Genomic DNA, 18,380 nt, shown 5'->3' with positions numbered 1-18,380 from the left:
ATGCCCGACGCCACCACGCCCGCCCCGCCGCAGCCGGAGTCGCGCAACCCGCGCGTCGCGCGACCGGAGGGCGGCGGCGACAGCACCGTCACGGTGATCGTCGCGTTCCTCGCGAACGCGCTCATCGCGGGCGCGAAGACGGTCGCCGCGACGGTGACCGGCTCGGCGTCGATGCTCGCGGAGGCCGTCCACTCGTGGGCGGACACGGGCAACGAGATCTTCCTCCTCGTCGCCGACCGGCGCTCGCGCCGCCCGGCGGACACCGAGCACCCCCTCGGGTTCGGCCGCGAGGCGTACGTGTGGTCGATGTTCGCGGCGATCGGGCTGTTCGCGGTCGGCGCGGGGGTGTCGATCACGCACGGCATCCAGGAGCTGGTGCACCCGCAGCCGGCGGACGACTTCGTGGTCGCCTACGCGGTCCTCGCCCTGGCGTTCGTGCTCGAGGGGGTGTCGTTCCTGCGCGCCCGGCGGCAGGCGCGGGCCGAGGCGCGGGCGGCGGACCGCGACACCCTGCACCACGTGCTCGTCACGTCGGACCCGACGCTGCGCGCGGTGTTCGCGGAGGACGCCGCCGCGCTGATCGGCCTCGTGGTCGCGTTCGGGGGCGTCCTGGCCCACCAGCTCACCGGGTCGCCCGTGCCCGACGCCGTCGGGTCGATCGTCGTCGGCCTCGTCCTCGCGGTGGTGTCCGTCGTGCTCATCGACCGCAACCGGCGGTTCCTCGTGGGGGAGGCGGCGATGCCGGCGACCCGCGCCGCGGTGCTCGCGGGCATCCGCGACCTGCCGGAGGTCGAGCGCGTCACGTACCTGCGGCTCGAGTACGTCGGGCCGCGCGCGCTGTACCTCGTGGCGAGCGTGGACCTGCGCGGCGACGAGTCCGAGACGTCCGTCGCCCGTCGGCTCGACGAGCTCGAGCGCCGGGTGACGTCCGTGCCGCTCATCGCGGGCGCGGTGTTCACGGTCTCCGCCCCGGAGGAGCCGTCGATCGTCTGACCTGGCGGCCGACCCCCCCGCCGTCGAACGGGCGCAGAACGGACGAAGCGGTACACATCCGCGGTCCTCATGGGTAGGGTCGAGCGATGGTCTCGCAGCGCACGCCCCGGCACCGCTCGGCGGCGGCGCCCGCGCCGTCTCCCGAGTCGTCTCCTGTGCCCGCGTCCTCCGCCGCGCCCGCACGTCGGCGCGGCGGCCCGTTCGCCCGACACCTGCGGTCCGGTCCGCGCGTCGCGGTGACGACGGGTGTCGTCGCCGCCCTGCTGCTCGGCCCTCCGCTGGGCCTCACGGCCGCGACGGTGACGGGCGAGATCCGGCCCGAGCACGTGGGCCCGCTCGGCCCCGTCGTCGCGGCGCTCCCGTGGCAGGGGAGCGCGCCGCAGGAGTGGCTCGCGGGGCGCGACCCGCGCGACGACCGCGCGTCGCGCACCCTGGCCGACGCGCGCGACGACCTCCCCGCGGACGCCCCGACCGCGCCGGGCACGCCCGGGGCCGACGACGCGCCGCCCGCGGCGACCGCGCCCGCGGCCGCGGCGACCGAGGAGCCTCCCGCCGACGCAGTGCCGACGCCCACGCCGGAGGACGTGCCGCCCGCCGAGGGCGCGGCGGACCTGGCCGGCCCGGACGGCGCGACCGCGACGGGCCCGACGCCCGGCACCGCGCCGGCCGACGGCGCCGCGCCGGCTGCCGGGACCGCCTCGGCCGCCGGGGCGGCGGCGCCGGGCGGAGCCGGTCCCGGGGGGCTCACGGCGGAGGGCGCGGCGGTCGTCGAGCTGACGAACGCGGAGCGGGCCGCCGCCGGGTGCGAGCCGCTCGCCGTCGACGACCGGCTCACCGCCGCGGCGCAGCTCCACAGCGAGGACATGGACGCGCAGGGGTACATGGACCACACGAGCCTCGACGGCCGCTCGCCGTGGGACCGGGCGCACGCGCAGGGCTACCTGAACCCGGGCGCCGAGAACGTGGCGAAGGGCTACCGGACCGCCCAGGACGTGGTGCGCGGGTGGATGGACTCGCCGGGCCACCGCGCGAACATCCTCAACTGCGGCCTGCGGGAGATCGGCGTCGGGCACGCGAACGGGGCGTGGACGCAGGTCTTCGGCTGGGGCTGAGCCCCGGCCCCTCTCGGCGGCGGGCGCACCGCCCGTCCCGCGTCTCGCGGGAGCAGCCCCACGCGCGGTGAATATCGCAGGTCCGCTATCTTATCGCCGGAAAGTGGAACGCTACTGCTCGACGAGGAGTTCAGAATGGCCCCCACCGGACCCGCCGCACCGACCCCGTCCACCCTCGCCCCCGCTGCGGAGGGGCCGCGGCGCGCCGCGGCCCGGCGGCTCCGCGAGGGGCTCTGCGAGCGCCTCGCCGCCTGGTCCGTGCCGGCCCTGCGGGTCGCCCTCGGCCTCGTCTTCCTCGTCTTCGGGGTGCTCAAGTTCTTCCCGGGCGCGAGCCCGGCGGAGCAGATCGTGCGCCGCACGGTCGAGGCGCTGACCTTCGGCCTCGTCGACGGCACCGCCGCCGTGGTCCTCACGGCGGTCGTCGAGACGGCGGTCGGGCTCGCGCTCCTCACCGGTCGTGCGCTGCGGGCCGGGCTCGTCGTGCTCGCCGTCACGCTGGCCGGCGTCCTCTCCCCGGTCGCGCTCTTCCCGGGCGACCTGTTCGGCGACGGCATGACCCTCATGGGTCAGTACGTGCTCAAGGACGTCGTGCTCGTCGCCGCCGCCGGGGTGGTGGCGGCGGCGACGCTCGGGGCCCGGTTCACGCTCGCGGAGCCGGCGCGCGCTCCGGCGGCGTGATGCCGGGCCGGTCCGTCCGCGCCGGGCTCAGCGCGCCGGTGCAGAGACGGTCGCCCGGGCCTCGCGGTCGAGGAGGCTGCGCTTGACGTCCAGTCCGTAGCGGAAGCCGCCGAGGCTGCCGTCCGTGCGCAGGACGCGGTGGCAGGGCACGAACAGGGCCGCCGCGTTCATCGCGCAGGCGCCCGCGGCGGCGCGCACGGCGGCGGGCCGCCCCGACAGCTCGGCGTACCGGGTGTAGGTCACCGGGTCGCCGGGCTCGACCGTGCGCAGCACGTCCCACGCGTGCGCGCGGTAGGGGCCCGAGGCCTGCCGTACCGGGACCGCGTCGATCGCGTGCACGTCGCCCGCGTAGTAGGCCCGGACGGCGGCGACGGCGGTCGCGACGGCGGGGTCGCCGTCGGGCACGGGGGAGACCGTCGCCGGGCGCAGGCCGGGGTGCACGAGCGCGACGAGGTCCGCGGGCTCGTCCGTCCAGCCGGACGCGAGGACCGCGCCGGCGGCGTCGACGACGACCGTGAACGGGCCGTCGGGCGTGGTGAGCGTCGTGGTGGCGGCCGGGCTCGTGCCTGCCGTCGCGGTGGTGGTGGTCGGGGCGGGTGCGGTGGTCACGGGGTCTCCTTCGCAGGGGTCGGGGTGGGCGCGGAGGCGCGCCAGAGGTGCATCGCGGCGTACGAGCGCCACGGCGCCCAGAGCTCGGCGCGGGCGGCGAGCGCGCGGCGGTCGTCGGGCAGGCCGAGCGCGGCGGCGCCGACGCGGAGCGCGAGGTCGCCGTCGAGCAGGACGTCGGGGTCGTGCAGCACGCGCATCGCCACGTACCCGGAGGTCCACGGCCCGACGCCGGGCATCGCCTCGAGCGCCGCGCGCTGGGCCGCGGGGTCGTCGGCCGGGGAGAGGGCGAGCGACCCGTCGGCGAGGGCGTGCGCGACGCCGAGCACCGCGGCCGTGCGCCGGGCGGGACCGCGCAGGTGGTCCGCGCCCCCGGCGGCGAGCTGCGCGGGCGTCGGGAACAGGCGCGTCGGCCCGAACCGCGACGCGAAGGGCGTCCCGAGCGCGACGGCGAGCCGCGACAGGTGCGTCCGCGCGGCCGCGACCGAGATCTGCTGCCCGACGAGCGCGCGCACGAGGATCTCGGCGGGGTCCACCGCCCCCGGGACGCGGATACCCGGCACCGCGCGCACCGAGGCGGCGAGCGCGGGGTCCGCCGCGAGGGCCGCGTCCACGGCGGCCGGGTCGGCGTCGAGGTCGAACAGCCGCCGGACGCGCGCGATCGCGGCCGGGAGGTCGGCCACGGACGTCAGCTCGAGCTCCACGTGGAAGCGCGGTGCGCGCCGTCGGCTCCCAGGCGGCGGCCCGTAGGTGGCCCGGAACGCGCCCGGCCCGTGCGGCAGCGCGAGCGTCCGCGCGTAGGAGAGCAGCGGGCCGTCGAGGTCGACGACCTCGACGCCGTCGACGGCGCGCGCCGCGAGGAACGCGAACACGCCGCGCGCGTCGAACGGCTCGCGCAGGGGAAGGGTGAGGTCGAGCGCGGCGGTGGCGCCGCCGTCGTCCGCGGTGGACCCGGCGGGAGCTGCGGCGGGCGGGCGGCGCGGGTCGCCGGTCGACGGCGCCCGGTCCGGTCGGGCCCGACGCCGCAGCTCACCCGGCGTCGTGTCGAAGACCTCGGTGATCGTGTCGTTGAACTGCCGCACGCTCCCGAAGCCGGCGGCGAACGCGACGTCGGCGAGCCGCAGGTCCGTCCCCGTGAGCAGCGCCCGCGCCGTCTGGGCGCGCAGCGCGCGGGCGAGCGCGACCGGGCCGGCGCCGAGCTCCGCGACGAGCACGCGGTGCACGTGCCGGGCCGAGTACCCGAGGCGGGCGGCGAGGCCGTCGACGCCCTCGCGGTCCACGACGCCGTCCGCGACGAGCCGCATGGCCCGGGCGGAGAGGTCGTGCCCGAGGTCCCAGCTCGGCGTGCCCGGCACCGCCTCCGGGAGGCAGCGCTTGCACGCGCGGTAGCCGGCCTCGTGGGCGGCGGCCGAGGTGAGGTAGAAGGTGACGTTCTCGGGCTTCGGGGTGCGCGCCGGGCACGACGGCCGGCAGTAGATGCCGGTGCTGCTCACGGCGGTGATGAACTGCCCGTCGAAGCGGCGGTCGCGCGACGCGATGGCGCGGTAGCGCTCGGCGAACACGGGGTCCGTGGTCGCCGGGGGCGTCGCGAGGGTCGTCGTCATGACTCGATCCTCACTCGCCGGACCACGCCCTGGCTAGCGGGATTCGGACACGACGCTGTGGTCGTCGTCGGGCAGAGCGCGGCGGAGCAGGGGCTTGTTCACCCGCTCGGTGAAGAAGTCGATGAGCGGACCGGCGAAGAACGCGGTCATGACCGTCCCGACACCGACCGGGCCGCCCAGCGCGACGGCCAGACCGAGGAACCCGAGGTCCTGCGCGACTCGGACGACGCGGTACCGCGCGCGCGTGCGGTCGACGACGATCGGTGCGACAGCGTCGTACGGCGCGGTCCCCACGCCCGCCGTCATGTACGCGGACGCGCCCGCGGTGAACAGGACGATCCCCACGACGAACAGCCCGGTCTGGACGAGGTGGCTCGGAGGGTCCGGGACGAGCGGGGCGAGGAGCGCGGAGAACCACTGGACGAAGAATCCCGTCATGACCATGTTGATGATCGTCCCGACACCGATGTAGGTCCGCCCCCACACCACGACGGGGACGAGCAGCACCGCGTTGACCGCGAGCTGGTAGACGCCGAGGTCGATCCCGAGCAGCGTGCTCGCACCGATGTTCGCGGCGGTGAACGGATCCACGCCGACCTGTGCGGACAGCAGCACCGCCGACCCCAGGCCGAGCACCGCCACACCGACGAGCGCCCAGGCCGCGCGCAGCACGACGTGGGAAGGGCGGGTCCGAGGTGCGCGCGTGGTCACACGGCGACGCTAGGGGCGCGTCCCCGCGGGCGCGACCGCGGAGACCGGGGTGAGCAGACCGTCGCGGCTCAGACGCGCGCGTCGAGCCAGTCGAGGACCTCGCGCAGGTACGTCGACCGGGCGGGCTCGGGGGAGAGCGCCAGGTCGTGCGCGCCGCCCTCGACCGTGACGACCGTGACGTCGTCGCCCAGCCGCTCGGCGCGCGACGTGATGTGCCCGACGTCGAGCACGCTGTCGGTCGTGAGCAGGGCGTCGTGCCAGCCCGACGCCGGGCCGCTGCGCGCGGACGCGAGCACGAGCACCGGGCAGTCGACGTGCAGCCCGCGTGCGACGCGGGCGTGGCCCCGGCGCACCGCCCGCAGGAACCCGGCGCGCACCGGGAACCCCTCGATCGGCTTCCACGCGAGGTCGAAGTCCCACTCGCCGCCGGTGCTCGCGTGCAGCGCCTCCGCCCAGTGCGGGTCGAGCGCACCCACGATGAGCCGCGGCGCGACCCGCCCGACGACGTCGACCACCCACGTCACCGGGCCGCGGAACACCCACGGCTTGTTGAGGTCGAACCACGGGCTGTTGAGCACGAGCGCCGCGAGCCGGCCGGGCCGCGCGTCGGCCCACAGGCTCGCGAGGAGACCGCCGGTCGAGTGCCCGAGCACCACGAGCCGGTCGTGCCCCTCGGCGCGCACCGCGCGCGCCGCCGCGTCGAGGTCCTGCGCGTAGACGGCGAGGTCGGTGACGAAGTTCGGGTCGTCGTCGGGCCGCGACGGCGCGCCCGAGCCGCGGCCGATCGAGCGCCCGTAGCCGCGCAGGTCGACGGCGTAGAACCGGTACCCGCGCGCCTCGACCGCCTCCGCGACGTGCGTCTGGAAGAAGTAGTCGATGAACCCGTGCACGTACAGCACCGCGGGCCGGTCGCCCGCGGGCGCCGCGGCGTCGCGCCGCACCAGGGTCGCCACCGCGCCGTCCGGGAGGTCGAGGTCGCGCGCGACCCAGTCCCCGCCCAGCACGTCGGGCCGCCAGGTCCCGTCCGTCCGCGTCGCCTCGTCCACCGCCGCCTCCTCGCTGCCGCCGGCACCGCCGGCCCGACCCCTCTGCCGTGCCAGGGTCCCACGTCGTGCGCGCCCGCGGACGCCGACGGGCGGTAGCGTGACGCGGATGACGAGCGAGATCCTCGCCCGCGTCGACGACGGCGTCGGGCACCTCACCCTGGACCGGCCCCGCGCGCTCAACGCGCTCGGGTACTCGATGCTCGGCGAGATCGCCGACGTGCTGGACGAGTGGCGCGTCGACCCGACCGTGCGGCTCGTGCTGCTCGACGGCGCGGGCGACCGCGGCCTGTGCGCGGGCGGCGACATCCGTGAGCTGCACGCGTCGGTCGTCGCCGGGCGGCAGGCCGACGCGCGCCGGTACTTCCGGCGCGAGTACGCGGTCGACGCGGCGCTCGCGGAGCTGCCCGTGCCCGTCGTGACGATCATGGACGGCATCACCATGGGCGGCGGCGTCGGCCTCGCGGCCCACGCGCCGGTCCGCGTCGTCACCGAGCGCTCGCGCGTCGCGATGCCCGAGACGCGGATCGGCTTCACGCCCGACGTCGGCGGGTCGTGGCTCCTCGCCCGCGCGCCCGGGCGGCTGGGGGAGATGCTCGCGCTCGGCGCGGTGACGATGGACGCCGCCGACGCGATCCACGCCGGGTTCGCCGACCACTACGTGCCGAGCGAGCGGCTGCCCGTGCTCGGCGCGGACCTCGCCGCGCTCGCGAGCGCGGGCGTCGACCCGCTCGACGTCGAGGCCGTGCGCGACGTCGTGCGGCGGCACGCCCTCCCGGCGCCGGTGTCCGGGCTCGTCGCGCGCCGCGCCGCGATCGACGCCGCGTACGCGGCGGACACGGTGCCGGAGATCGTGGCGCGCCTGCGCGCGGCCGCCGCCGACGGCGACGAGCGCGCGGGTGCGGAGGCGGACGAGCTCGAACGGCTGTCGTCCACGGCGGTCACCGTCGCGCTCGCGGCCGTCCGCAGCGCGCGCGACCTGCCCGACCTCCGCGCGGCGCTCGCCCAGGAGTACGGGCTCGTCTGCTGGTTCGTCGACACGCAGCCCGACCTCGTCGAGGGGATCCGCGCGCAGGTGGTCGACAAGGACCGCGACCCGTCGTGGCGCCCCGCGACGCTCGCGGAGGTCGACCCCGCGCTCGGCGCCGAGGCGCTCGCCTACGTGCCCGCGGAGGCGCTGTGGGACGACGCCCTCGGCCCGCGGCTCGCGCGCCGCGCAGTCGAGGCCGTCGTGCGCCGCTTCAGCGAGGGGGATCCGACGCCCGACGAGCTCGCCGCGGCGCACGACGACCTCGTCGTCGAGCTCGTGGAGCGGCACGAGGACGGGAGCGTCGTCGTGCACCTCGCCGACACGTGCGGCGAGCACTTCCTCGACGGCTACTGGCCCGCGGTGCGGCTCGACGCCGTCGGCGACGTCGTCGAGGTCACCGTCGAGTCCTGAGCGGTCCCGGACGCACGACGGCCCGCCCCCGGTCTCCCGGGGCGGGCCGTCGTGTCGTGCGGGGTGCGGACCGCTCAGTCGGTCGGCGGGCGCAGGCGCGTCGCGTCGTCGATCTCGTCGTCGGGACCGGCCTGCGCGCCCGGGCCGTCCTGGCCCGCGGGGCCCGGCTGCGGCGGGAGCGGCTGGGTCGGTGCCGGCGGCTGGTGCGGCGGGAGCGGCTGGGTCGCTCCCGGCGGGACGGGCGGCTGGGCCGGCAGCGGCGTCGTCGGGGACGACTGCGGGTGCGGCGCGCCGGGGGGCGCGAACGGCGCGGCGCCCGGGTAGCCGCCCTGCTGCTGCGGCGCCGGCGGCTGGCCGCCGTACGGGCCACCCTGCTGGCCCGGGCCGGACGGCGTCCCGTAGCCCTGCGGCTGACCGGGCTGGCCCGGGTACTGGCCCTGCTGGCCGGGGTACTGGCCCTGCTGACCCGGGTACTGACCCTGCTGGCCGGGCTGACCGGGGTACTGGCCCTGCTGGCCGGGGTGCGCGCCGGGCTGGCCGTACTGGCCGGGGTACTGGCCCCGCTGGCCCTGCCCGGGGTACTGGCCCTGCTGGCCCGGGTACGGCTGCTGGCCGGGGTACTGACCCTGCTGGCCGGGCTGGCCCGGGTACTGGCCCGGCGCGCCGTAGACGCCCTGCTGTCCGGGCTGGCCGGGGTACCCGCCCTGCGGGAAGCCGGTGCCCTGGCCGTCCTGCGTGCCGGGCTTCGAGCGGAGCACGAGCCACAGCACGAGGCCGATGATGCCGAGCAGCACGAGGCCGCCGACCAGGAACCAGATCCACGCCGACGAGCCGGACCCGTCGGAGCTCTCGGCGTCGGGTGCGGTCGCGCCGTCGTCGGTGCCCTCGTCCGTGCCCTCGTCCGTGCCCGAGCCCGCGGAGCCGCCGGGCACGGCCGAGCCGCGCGCCGTCATCTCGTTGACCTCGCCGACCACCGGGGTCCACGTCACGGTGTTGCCGTCGACCTCGCCGTTGGACTCCGCCACCTCGCCGGGGAACGTGATGGCGATCTTGATGTCGAGGCCCTCCATCATCTGCCGCGACATCTCGTCGGTCGCCGCGTCGCCCGTGTCCGGGTTGAACTCCTCACCCGTCATGTCCATCGAGCCGCTCACGACGTACTCGTCGCCCTCGCGGGTGACGGAGATCGAGTCGGCGGCGCCGGTGTCGAGCTGCGCGATCGGCTGGTCGGCGTAGGTGATCTTGGTGCCGGTGTAGCCGTCCTGCGCGTACGGCTCCTGCGTCGCGCCTTCCGGCATCTCGGACTCCATCTCGGAGCCCATCTGGTCCCAGAGCTCCTGGGGGTCCGAGCCCATCGACTCGGCGACCTCGTCCGAGAACGCCATGACGACGCTGCCGTCGAACGTGTCGTCCTCGTTGAGGGTGATGGCCATGTCCATCCTCATGCACCCCGCGAGGAACAGTGCGAGGGTGGCGAAGAGGGCGCCGAGGCCGAGTCGTCTGCGCAAGGGTGAGGAGTTCACCCGCCCAGCATGTCTCGGATCGTCGCCCGGGGCGAGGGTCGATGCCGATTTGAGACGGAATGCGGCCGGACTTCATCCGCTCCGAGGGCGTGCGAGGACGGCGAGCGGTCGTCCGGGAGTGCCGAACGAAGTTGAGCGGAATACACTCAACTTAGGAGTCGTTCCACTGGTCAGACCAGATTTTCGAGGCATCACATCGGAGCACCTATGGAAACGAAGTTCACCACGATGTCGCAGCAGGCGATCGGCGAGGCGATCCAGACCGCGTCGGCCGCCGGCAACCCGCAGCTCGAGCCGACCCACCTCCTGGCCGCGCTGCTCACGCAGGAGGGCGGTGTCGCCGTCGGGCTCCTGGACGCCGTCGGCGCGGACAAGCAGGCCGTCGGGCAGAAGGTGCGCGCGGCGCTCGTCGCGCTGCCCACCGCGAGCGGCTCGGCCGTCGCGCAGCCGACGCCGTCGCGCGCCACGTCCGCGGCCCTCGACGCCGCCGCGAAGGAGGCCCAGGCGCTCGGCGACGAGTACGTCTCGACGGAGCACCTGCTCCTCGGCATCGCGGCCGGGTCGTCCCAGGCCGCGACGATCCTCCAGCAGGCCGGCGCGACCGCCGAGGCCCTGCGCTCCGCGCTGCCCGCCGTCCGCGGGAGCGCGCGCGTGACGAGCCCCAACCCGGAGGGTACCTACAAGGCGCTGGAGCAGTACGGGACCGACCTCACGGCGCGCGCCGCCGAGGGCAAGCTCGACCCCGTCATCGGTCGCGACTCCGAGATCCGGCGCGTCGTGCAGGTGCTCAGCCGCCGCACCAAGAACAACCCGGTGCTCATCGGCGAGCCGGGCGTCGGCAAGACCGCCGTCGTCGAGGGTCTCGCCCAGCGCATCGTCGCGGGCGACGTTCCGACCTCGCTCCAGGGGAAGCGCCTCGTGTCGCTCGACCTCGCGAGCATGGTCGCGGGCGCGAAGTACCGCGGCGAGTTCGAGGAGCGCCTCAAGGCCGTCCTGGAGGAGATCAAGTCCTCCGACGGCGAGGTCGTCACGTTCATCGACGAGCTGCACACGGTCGTCGGGGCGGGCGCGGGCGGCGAGGGCGCCATGGACGCGGGCAACATGCTCAAGCCGATGCTCGCGCGCGGCGAGCTGCGCCTCGTCGGCGCGACCACGCTCGACGAATACCGCGAGTACATCGAGAAGGACCCGGCGCTCGAGCGCCGGTTCCAGCAGGTGTTCGTCGGCGAGCCCTCGGTGGAGGACACCGTCGCGATCCTGCGCGGGCTCAAGGAGCGGTACGAGGCGCACCACAAGGTGACGATCGCCGACTCCGCGCTCGTCGCGGCGGCGTCGCTCTCCGACCGGTACATCACCGGGCGCCAGCTCCCGGACAAGGCGATCGACCTCGTCGACGAGGCTGCGTCGCGCCTGCGCATGGAGCTCGACTCGTCGCCGATCGAGATCGACGAGCTGCAGCGCGCCGTCACGCGCCTCGAGATGGAGGAGGTCGTGCTGTCCGAGTCGACCGACCCCGCGTCGCTCGAACGGCTCGAGAAGCTGCGCGCCGACCTCGCGGACCGTCGCGAGGAGCTCGCCGCGCTCACCGCGCGGTGGGAGGCCGAGAAGGCGGGTCACAACCGCGTCGGCGACCTGCGCGCGAAGCTCGACGAGCTGCGCGTCCAGGTCGAGCGCGCGATCCGCGAGGGCGACCTCGAGACCGCGGGCCGGCTGCAGTACGGCGAGATCCCGCAGGTGCAGCGCGAGCTCGACGAGGCCGAGGCGGCCGAGCAGGCCGACGACGCGTTCGCCGCGTCCGGCCCCGAGGCCGCGCCGATGATCGCGGACAAGGTCGGCGCCGACGAGATCGCGGAGGTGGTGTCCGCGTGGACGGGCATCCCCGCCGGCCGCATGCTCCAGGGCGAGAGCGAGAAGCTCCTGCACATGGAGGAGGCCATCGGGGAGCGCCTCATCGGCCAGCAGGCCGCCGTCCGCTCCGTGTCCGACGCCGTCCGCCGCTCGCGCGCGGGCGTCGCCGACCCGGACCGCCCCACGGGCTCGTTCCTCTTCCTCGGCCCCACGGGCGTCGGCAAGACGGAGCTCGCGAAGTCGCTCGCCGACTTCCTCTTCGACGACGAGCGCGCCATGGTGCGCATCGACATGTCCGAGTACTCCGAGAAGCACTCGGTCGCCCGGCTCGTCGGCGCGCCCCCCGGGTACGTCGGCTACGAGGAGGGCGGCCAGCTCACCGAGGCCGTCCGGCGTCGGCCGTACTCGGTCGTGCTGCTCGACGAGGTCGAGAAGGCGCACCCCGAGGTCTTCGACATCCTGCTGCAGGTGCTCGACGACGGCCGTCTCACCGACGGCCAGGGCCGCACGGTCGACTTCCGCAACGTCATCCTCGTGCTGACGTCGAACCTCGGCTCGCAGTTCCTCGTCGACCCGATGCTCGACGACGCGGAGAAGCGCGAGGCCGTCATGAGCACGGTGCGGGCGTCCTTCAAGCCCGAGTTCCTCAACCGGCTCGACGACGTCATCGTGTTCGAGCCGCTGACGATCGAGGAGCTCGGCCGGATCGTCGACATCCAGGTCGCCGCGCTCGGCCGGCGCCTCGCGGACCGGCGCATCACGCTCGACGTGACGACGGCCGCCCGCGAGTGGCTCGCGCTCGAGGGCTTCGACCCGGCGTACGGGGCGCGCCCGCTGCGCCGCCTCGTGCAGCGCGAGATCGGCGACCGCCTCGCGCGGATGCTGCTCTCGGGCGACGTCGCCGACGGCGACGTCGTGCGGGTCGACCGCGACCCCGAGGGCGACGGTCTCGCCCTCGGCACGGAGATCCTCACAGCCTGATATCCCGCTCGGCTGCCCCCCGCGCCACGTGCCGTCGTCGAACGGCTGGCACGTGGCCTGGGGCGGGGTCGTGCCCTGCCCGCCCTGCGGCTAGGGCCGCGCTCTCGAGCCTTGAGGAGAGGGTGCGGCCGGGTGCCCGGGACGACGTCCGTAGCCCCCCGGACCGGCGCCGGGAGGCATCCTGATCCTCGATTCGCGCGTTCACGCGGACCTTTGCGCACCCGGTCCGTCATCACGGTCACGATGCGTCACGTCCATGGCTCGCCAGAGGCGACCCCCGGGAGTCGCGCCGTCCCAGGTAACGCTGCCCGTCCGCGTCCCCGGCGGCTCTTTGTTAGCACCTCAGATTTAGGTCTTGTGGCGCGCGCACTGGTGTGCAATCCTCGTGCCAGCCGCCCAGGGGGGGGCGGCAAGACAGGGGAAATCGCGATGAAGCGAAGATTGGTCTCAGCCATTGCGGCGTCAGCCCTCGTGATCGGTGCGGTCGTGGCAGTGCCTGTCACAGCTGCGGCGACACCCGGGATCAACGGCTGCCACTTCCAGATCTACGACTGGGCGACATACACCGAGACCTTTCGTGGAAACTGTGGACTGACGCGTGCGCGGTTCGACTATCGCACCACCAACGGTGGGGTGTTCCAGGACATCGCCTACTGGCACACATGGTCCGAGACGAGTCGTTACCCGTCGCCCTGGAGAGTCGCGAACTACGGTCAGGTGTGGGACCGCAATCAAACCAGCGGGTGGAAGGTGCCGTGATCGTATGACGGTGCCGGGACGATGGTTGTCGACCGTCGTCGCTGCGGTTGCTCTCCTGTCCGGCTGTTCCCAGAACGCCGGGCAGGAGGGCCCGTACGCAGCAGAGTTCGATGCTGCATACGAGGCATCGACGTCCGATTTCGAACGGGGCGTGCTGCGCGACGGAACCATCTCGGACGCGGAGATGGTCGAGGCTCGGAGCCGACTCGTCGCGTGCTTGGAAGACCGTGGCGTCCCGGTGGAAGCTCTCGGTGACCGGTATCGGCTCGGACCGTTCGAGGACGAAGCGGAGTCCCGAGGCGCGGACTCGATCCTCGCAGAGTGCGAGACCGGGACGACAGCGCTCATCGAGCCTCTCTACGCGGCTGTCCTCGGGAATCCTCAGGACGAGGACGTGAACACCGCCGTCGCAGAGTGCATGGTCCGGCACGGTGCGCGAGGGGCCGACTATTCCGCCGACGACGTCGTCCGCGAGATCGGTGAGAGGGCTTTCGACGGGCTCGAGCCGGATGCATGGGAAGTGCGATGCATGAGGAATCCGGACTCGTGAGAAGCGACGCCGGCCGTGCCACGGTATCGCTGCTCGTCGCCTGTGCCGTCGCGTTCGCGGGGGCGTGCACGGCCCGTCCGACCGTCCCTCCGCTGACTCTCGAGGAGAGCCGTGAGCTCGCGGACGCAGCAGATGTTCGGACAGTCGTGCTGCCCGAGGGTTTTGCGTCTGACGGGGTGGTCCGAGATCGGGCGATCGACGAGTCGCTCAATGATGTCCCGATCGGTTTCTCCCGCGAGTGGGGGCAGGCCCTGGGGAGGCCCGTGTTCGTCGTCTACGAGTTTGTCGGATCGTGCGGGGGCGAGCCGGAGCGCGGATGGACGTACGTCTTCGACGCCGACTCGGAACCGGAGTGCATTGTCGAGCCGACGCCCGATGAAGCTCTCGGGAAGGTCGTGGACCTTGCCGATCGCTCGGTCGGCTCGCGTGGTCCCGTCGTCGTGGTGATGGACCGCGACCGCTCGCTGGTCGTCGATCTCGCGAAGGACTGATCCAGGCAGGAACCTCTCGGAGTGCCTGGGTTCGAAGAAATGCAGGGGTGATGACGGTGAGCAAGAGTGACGGGCCCGGGGTCACGGTGGCCACGATCATGCTGGGCGTGGTGACGCTTCTTGCGGGTGGCGTGGCCGCAGGTGTGGTTCTGGCGCCGGATCGTGTGCCGCAGAGCGTACGGTCGCCGGAGGCGGTGGCTACGGCGCCGGTCTCGTCGCAGGCATTCGACGACATGCGGCGGGTGAAGGTGACGCCGCAGGTCGCGCAGGATACGCCGCTGTCGTTGGCGGGCTCGGGTCGGGTGACGGCGTCGTCGTGCGTGCCGGGTGGGGTGATCGAGTCCGGATCGAGCCCCGTGACGATCGACGACCGGCCGGTTCTGGCGCTGGCGACGTCGATCCCGCTGTGGCGTGACCTCGCCCCGGGCGCGGAGGGTGACGACGTGCGTGCGCTCCAGGCCGAGCTCGCGCGGATCGGGTTCCCTGTTCGTGCGGACGGGGAGTACGGGAACGCGACGAAGACGGCGGTGGCGCGTCTGTTCGAGGAAGCGGGGGCTGCAGAGCCGTCGGATGACCTTCCGGCGGCGTCCGTGCTGTGGTTGCCGGCGCCGTCGGTGGCGGTGGCGGAGTGCGGGGCGCCGTTGGGCACGGTCGCGGGCGACGAGCCGTTCATGACCGTTGCAGGCGGGCTGTCGTCGTTGCAGCTCGCTGACTCGGTCAGGGACGGCGCCCCGGGTGCGCGGGTGGTGCGGTACGGAGAGCTGACCGCGCCGGTGGGCGAGGGCGGCGTGGTGACGGACCCGACGTTCCTGGAGGAGGTGCAACGAGGCCCGGAGCTCGAGGCGTGGCAGCGCTCGGAGGGCTCGGAGCCGGTGACGCTGGAGTACGTGCTGGCCGAGCCGCTGGACGTGGCGGTGGTGCCCCCGGGCGCGTTGTTCGCGCTTTCGGGCAGTTCGGGGTGTGTCGTGGGAGACGGTAGCCCCCGGCCGGTGACGGTGGTGTCGTCGTCCTTGGGGCAGACGTTGGTGACGTTCGACGGCGCTGCGCCGTCCGTCGTCGACCTCACGCCGCAACAGGGGCAGTCATCGTGCGCATGAGGCCGCGCAGAGCGGGCCGAGGGAGCCCAGACGCAGGAGCGCCGAAAGACAAGTACGTGCGCACGTCCGGTTTGTCTCACGCGTTCGACGGGACGCGCACCCTGTTCACGGGCTTGGACATGGTGCTGCGACCAGGTGAGGTCGTGGGGCTGGTCGGCCCGTCGGGCTCGGGCAAGTCCACGCTGCTCAGCCTGCTCGCAGGCTGGGTGACGCCTCGGGCGGGCACGATCGAGCGGGTCGGGGTCGATCACACGGGCTGGGTGTTCCAGAATCCGCACGGGGTGGCAGGGCGGGCGGCCCTGGACCACGTGGTGCTGCCGTTGCTGGCCCGAGGGGCCCGACGCCGCGACGCGGAGACCCAGGCGCAGGAGGTCCTGGACCGGTTCGCGCTCGCGCCGGTCGCGGGCCGGCCCTTCCGCGCGCTGTCGGGCGGAGAGGCGCAGCGGCTCATGCTCGCGCGTGCGGTCGCGATCGCTCCGGACCTGCTGCTCGTGGACGAACCGACCGCGCAGCTCGATCTCGCGACCGCCGGGACCGTGAACGATGTCCTCGAGGGGATCGCGCAGCAGTCCTCGATCGTCGTCGTCGCGACGCACGACCCGAACACGCGCGACGCGTGCACGCGCATCGTCGATCTCGCGGACCACCAGGAGGAAACGTCCCGCCTCGCGGCGCAGCGGGACGGAGGGGCGGGATGACCACCACCCCGCCCGCAGCGACGGCTCCGCCCACGAACGTGCCTGCCTCCACGCCCGCTGGGATACCCGACCAGACCCCGCCGCGCCGTCGTCGGTCGATGCGGGCCGGGTCGACGATGTCCGAAGCGTGGCGCAACGTCCTGACCGGCACCACACGTGCGGCGCCGTACGCCGTCGTGCTGCTGCTCGCCGTCGGCGTGCTCGCCGCGGTGGATGTGCGTGCGGTGGTCGACGTCGTCCGCGGCGCGCAGGACTTCCGCGACGCCGGTGCGAGCGTGCAGGTGCTCGAGTCGCCCGAACACGTGGACGCGGTGCGGTGCGAGGCGCTGACCCAGATCGCCGGGGTGCGCGCCGCCGGTGCACTGCGTGCGGGCGAGCCGGTTCGTGCTCTGAACCTCCCGGGGTCAGAACTCTCCACCTACGAGATCACTCCCGGCCTGGCGCGCGTTCTCGACCCGTCGGCCACGACCGCCTCCGGCGTGTGGCTGGCGAGCGATCTCGCAGAGGCGCTCGGCATCCGCGCTGGCGACCAGATCGCGACCAGTACGGGGACGGCCGTCGTCGCGGGCGTTTACCCCTACCCCGACGACGGCCGGGTCCGCACGCTCGGCTACACCTTGCTCGCCCCGGTACCGGCCACCGGGTCCTTCGACGCGTGCTGGGCCGAGATCTGGCCCGCCGATGCGACCACGGCCGCCTACCTACGCACCGCTCTCGTGCCCGACCCGTCCGGTGAGACCAGGCCCACCCAGAGCCAGCTCAACGCTCGCCTCGGCACCAGCTATGATGCGCCGGCCCTGCTCGCCGAGCGCCTGACCCGGCATGCCCCGGTCGCCGCGCTCGCCGTCGGGATCGCCTTGGGCTACACCGCGATCCGCTCCCGTCGCCTCGAGCTCGCCGCCGCCCTGCACGCCCGCGTCCCGCGACCTGCACTCGCTTGGCAGGCCCTGCTCGAGACGCTCGCGTGGACACTCGCCGCCACCACCGTCGCCGCCACCGCACTGTGGTGGGTCGCCGCCTGGGAGAACCCTGACCTCGGCATCGAGACCTGGGCCACGGGCGCGCGGTCCCTGGCCGCCGGCGCGGTCGGCACCTTCCTCGGCGCCCAGACCGCCGTCCTCACCACGCGAGAGAAGCACCTCTTCCGCTATTTCAAGGAGCGATAGGCCGCAGCCCGTCCCACCACCCGGCTCCCGTTCGTCAACGAGCAGTCTCGGCCGGAGCCCGGGCGGACAGCGCGCCGCCAGGACATACTCGGTCCGTGCCGACCGACGAGACGACCTCTTCCGCGACCACCTCCGCGCAGCGGCGGCCCGACGACGTCCCGCGCCGCTCCGCGGTCATCGTCAACCCGAACCGCGTCGAGGGGCTCGACGCGCTGCGCGAGCTCATCGTCGCGCGCCTCACGGACGCCGGGTGGCCCGAGCCCGCGTGGCTCGAGACGACGGCCGAGGACCCGGGGACGGGCCAGGCGCGCCAGGCCGTCGAGGACGGCGCCGAGGTGGTCTTCGTGAGCGGCGGGGACGGCACGGTCCGCGCCGTCGTCGAGGGGCTCGCGGGCACCGACGCCGCGCTGGCGATCCTGCCGGGCGGCACGGGGAACCTGCTCGCCGCCAACCTCGGGGTCCCGTCGGACGCCGAGGAGGGGATCCGGCTCGTGCTGCGGGGCGGCCGGCGCACGATCGACGTCGGGGTGGCCGACGGGCAGACGTTCGCGATCATGGCGGGCATGGGCCTCGACGCCGCGATGATGCAGGACGCGCCGACGGCGCTCAAGGCCCGCGCGGGCTCGATCGCGTACGTCTTCTCCGCTCTCAAGCACCTCGCCGACGACGAGATGCACGTCGAGGTCACCGTCGACGGGCGGACGCGTCGGCGCCGGGCACGCACCGTGGTCATCGGGAACGTCGGGCGGCTCCAGGCCGGGACGAACCTCCTCCCGGACGCGGAACCCGACAACGGCCAGCTCGAGGTCGCGATCTTCGCGCCCCGGAACCTCAAGCACTGGGTCCAGCTCCTGTGGGGCGTGGTGCGCGGCAAGAGCCGGGTGCCGAGCCGCGAGGTCGTGCGGGGGCGTGAGGTGTCCGTCGTGTCCGACCGGCCGCAGCCCCGCCAGCTCGACGGCGACGTCATCGATCCGGACGAGCGCCTCGACGTCAGCGTGCGGCCGGACGCCCTGCACGTGTGCGTCTACCACCCCGAGGAGTCCGAGGACCTCACGCGCGGCGCTCCCGGCAACCGCTGA

General features: G+C 74.3%; 17 protein-coding genes. 12 read left to right on the top strand and 5 right to left on the bottom strand.

Translation table 11 applies throughout. The features are described 5' to 3' along the window. The 3 genes from RDI86_RS05790 to RDI86_RS05780 all read left to right on the top strand — a co-directional run bounded on the left by RDI86_RS05790 (position 1) and on the right by RDI86_RS05780 (position 2,783). Positions 1-993, top strand: coding sequence for a cation diffusion facilitator family transporter (locus RDI86_RS05790; protein WP_082774319.1), 993 nt, complete (start codon positions 1-3; stop codon positions 991-993). 86 nt (positions 994-1,079) lie between these two features. Further along, positions 1,080-2,105: a CAP domain-containing protein gene (locus RDI86_RS05785; protein ID WP_308820924.1), complete on the top strand. Its 1,026-nt coding sequence runs from the start codon at positions 1,080-1,082 to the stop codon at positions 2,103-2,105. A 135-nt stretch (positions 2,106-2,240) separates the two neighbouring features. Beyond that, entirely contained in the window at positions 2,241-2,783 is a 543-nt protein-coding gene (locus RDI86_RS05780) for a DoxX family protein (RefSeq protein ID WP_076403688.1), read from the top strand. A 27-nt stretch (positions 2,784-2,810) separates the two neighbouring features. Here RDI86_RS05780 and RDI86_RS05775 read toward each other — a convergent pair whose 3' ends face one another. The 4 genes from RDI86_RS05775 to RDI86_RS05760 form a co-directional block, all read right to left on the bottom strand. After that, complete coding sequence (locus RDI86_RS05775; protein WP_168944755.1) at positions 2,811-3,392, bottom strand: methylated-DNA--[protein]-cysteine S-methyltransferase; 582 nt, start codon at positions 3,390-3,392, stop codon at positions 2,811-2,813. Next, complete coding sequence (locus RDI86_RS05770) at positions 3,389-4,993, bottom strand: AlkA N-terminal domain-containing protein (RefSeq protein ID WP_061267167.1); 1,605 nt, start codon at positions 4,991-4,993, stop codon at positions 3,389-3,391. Before RDI86_RS05770 ends, RDI86_RS05775 begins: the two co-directional genes overlap by 4 nt. A 33-nt stretch (positions 4,994-5,026) precedes the next feature. Further along, complete coding sequence (locus RDI86_RS05765) at positions 5,027-5,704, bottom strand: YitT family protein (protein WP_076403682.1); 678 nt, start codon at positions 5,702-5,704, stop codon at positions 5,027-5,029. Between the two features lie 68 nt (positions 5,705-5,772). Beyond that, positions 5,773-6,750, bottom strand: coding sequence for an alpha/beta hydrolase (locus RDI86_RS05760; protein ID WP_308820923.1), 978 nt, complete (start codon positions 6,748-6,750; stop codon positions 5,773-5,775). A 106-nt stretch (positions 6,751-6,856) separates the two neighbouring features. Between RDI86_RS05760 and RDI86_RS05755 the strand changes: the two genes are divergently transcribed. Further along, complete coding sequence (locus RDI86_RS05755) at positions 6,857-8,188, top strand: enoyl-CoA hydratase/isomerase family protein (RefSeq protein WP_308820922.1); 1,332 nt, start codon at positions 6,857-6,859, stop codon at positions 8,186-8,188. Between the two features lie 74 nt (positions 8,189-8,262). Here the strand turns inward: RDI86_RS05755 and RDI86_RS05750 are convergent, their stop codons facing one another. Next, the gene (locus tag RDI86_RS05750; RefSeq protein ID WP_308820921.1) at positions 8,263-9,711 is read right to left on the bottom strand and encodes an LppM family (lipo)protein; all 1,449 of its coding nucleotides are present in this window, start codon (positions 9,709-9,711) and stop codon (positions 8,263-8,265) included. Between the two features lie 207 nt (positions 9,712-9,918). Between RDI86_RS05750 and clpB the strand changes: the two genes are divergently transcribed. The 8 genes from clpB to RDI86_RS05710 all read left to right on the top strand — a co-directional run bounded on the left by clpB (position 9,919) and on the right by RDI86_RS05710 (position 18,380). Continuing rightward, positions 9,919-12,540, top strand: a complete 2,622-nt coding sequence (gene clpB / locus RDI86_RS05745; protein WP_076403673.1) for an ATP-dependent chaperone ClpB — start codon at positions 9,919-9,921, stop codon at positions 12,538-12,540. Between the two features lie 429 nt (positions 12,541-12,969). Continuing rightward, positions 12,970-13,299, top strand: coding sequence for a hypothetical protein (locus tag RDI86_RS05740; RefSeq protein WP_308820920.1), 330 nt, complete (start codon positions 12,970-12,972; stop codon positions 13,297-13,299). A 25-nt stretch (positions 13,300-13,324) separates the two neighbouring features. Beyond that, the gene (locus RDI86_RS05735; RefSeq protein ID WP_143311009.1) at positions 13,325-13,849 is read left to right on the top strand and encodes a hypothetical protein; all 525 of its coding nucleotides are present in this window, start codon (positions 13,325-13,327) and stop codon (positions 13,847-13,849) included. Continuing rightward, positions 13,846-14,340, top strand: coding sequence for a hypothetical protein (locus RDI86_RS05730; RefSeq protein ID WP_308820919.1), 495 nt, complete (start codon positions 13,846-13,848; stop codon positions 14,338-14,340). The genes RDI86_RS05735 and RDI86_RS05730 overlap by 4 nt, the downstream gene beginning before the upstream one ends. A gap of 50 nt (positions 14,341-14,390) precedes the next feature. Then, positions 14,391-15,437, top strand: a complete 1,047-nt coding sequence (locus tag RDI86_RS05725) for a peptidoglycan-binding domain-containing protein (protein ID WP_308820918.1) — start codon at positions 14,391-14,393, stop codon at positions 15,435-15,437. A 56-nt stretch (positions 15,438-15,493) separates the two neighbouring features. Further along, entirely contained in the window at positions 15,494-16,135 is a 642-nt protein-coding gene (locus RDI86_RS05720) for an ATP-binding cassette domain-containing protein (protein ID WP_308820917.1), read from the top strand. Then, positions 16,132-17,301 (top strand): hypothetical protein, encoded by a 1,170-nt coding sequence (locus RDI86_RS05715; RefSeq protein WP_143311007.1) that lies wholly within the window; start codon positions 16,132-16,134, stop codon positions 17,299-17,301. The genes RDI86_RS05720 and RDI86_RS05715 overlap by 4 nt, the downstream gene beginning before the upstream one ends. 95 nt (positions 17,302-17,396) lie before the next feature. Beyond that, the gene (locus RDI86_RS05710; protein WP_083711277.1) at positions 17,397-18,380 is read left to right on the top strand and encodes a diacylglycerol kinase family protein; all 984 of its coding nucleotides are present in this window, start codon (positions 17,397-17,399) and stop codon (positions 18,378-18,380) included.

Origin of the sequence: Cellulosimicrobium sp. XJ-DQ-B-000, assembly GCF_031119065.1 — a bacterium.
Lineage (GTDB): Bacteria > Actinomycetota > Actinomycetes > Actinomycetales > Cellulomonadaceae > Cellulosimicrobium > Cellulosimicrobium funkei.
The sequence above is the reverse complement of the archived record's forward strand: the minus strand, read 5'-3'. Positions and strand labels throughout refer to the sequence as shown.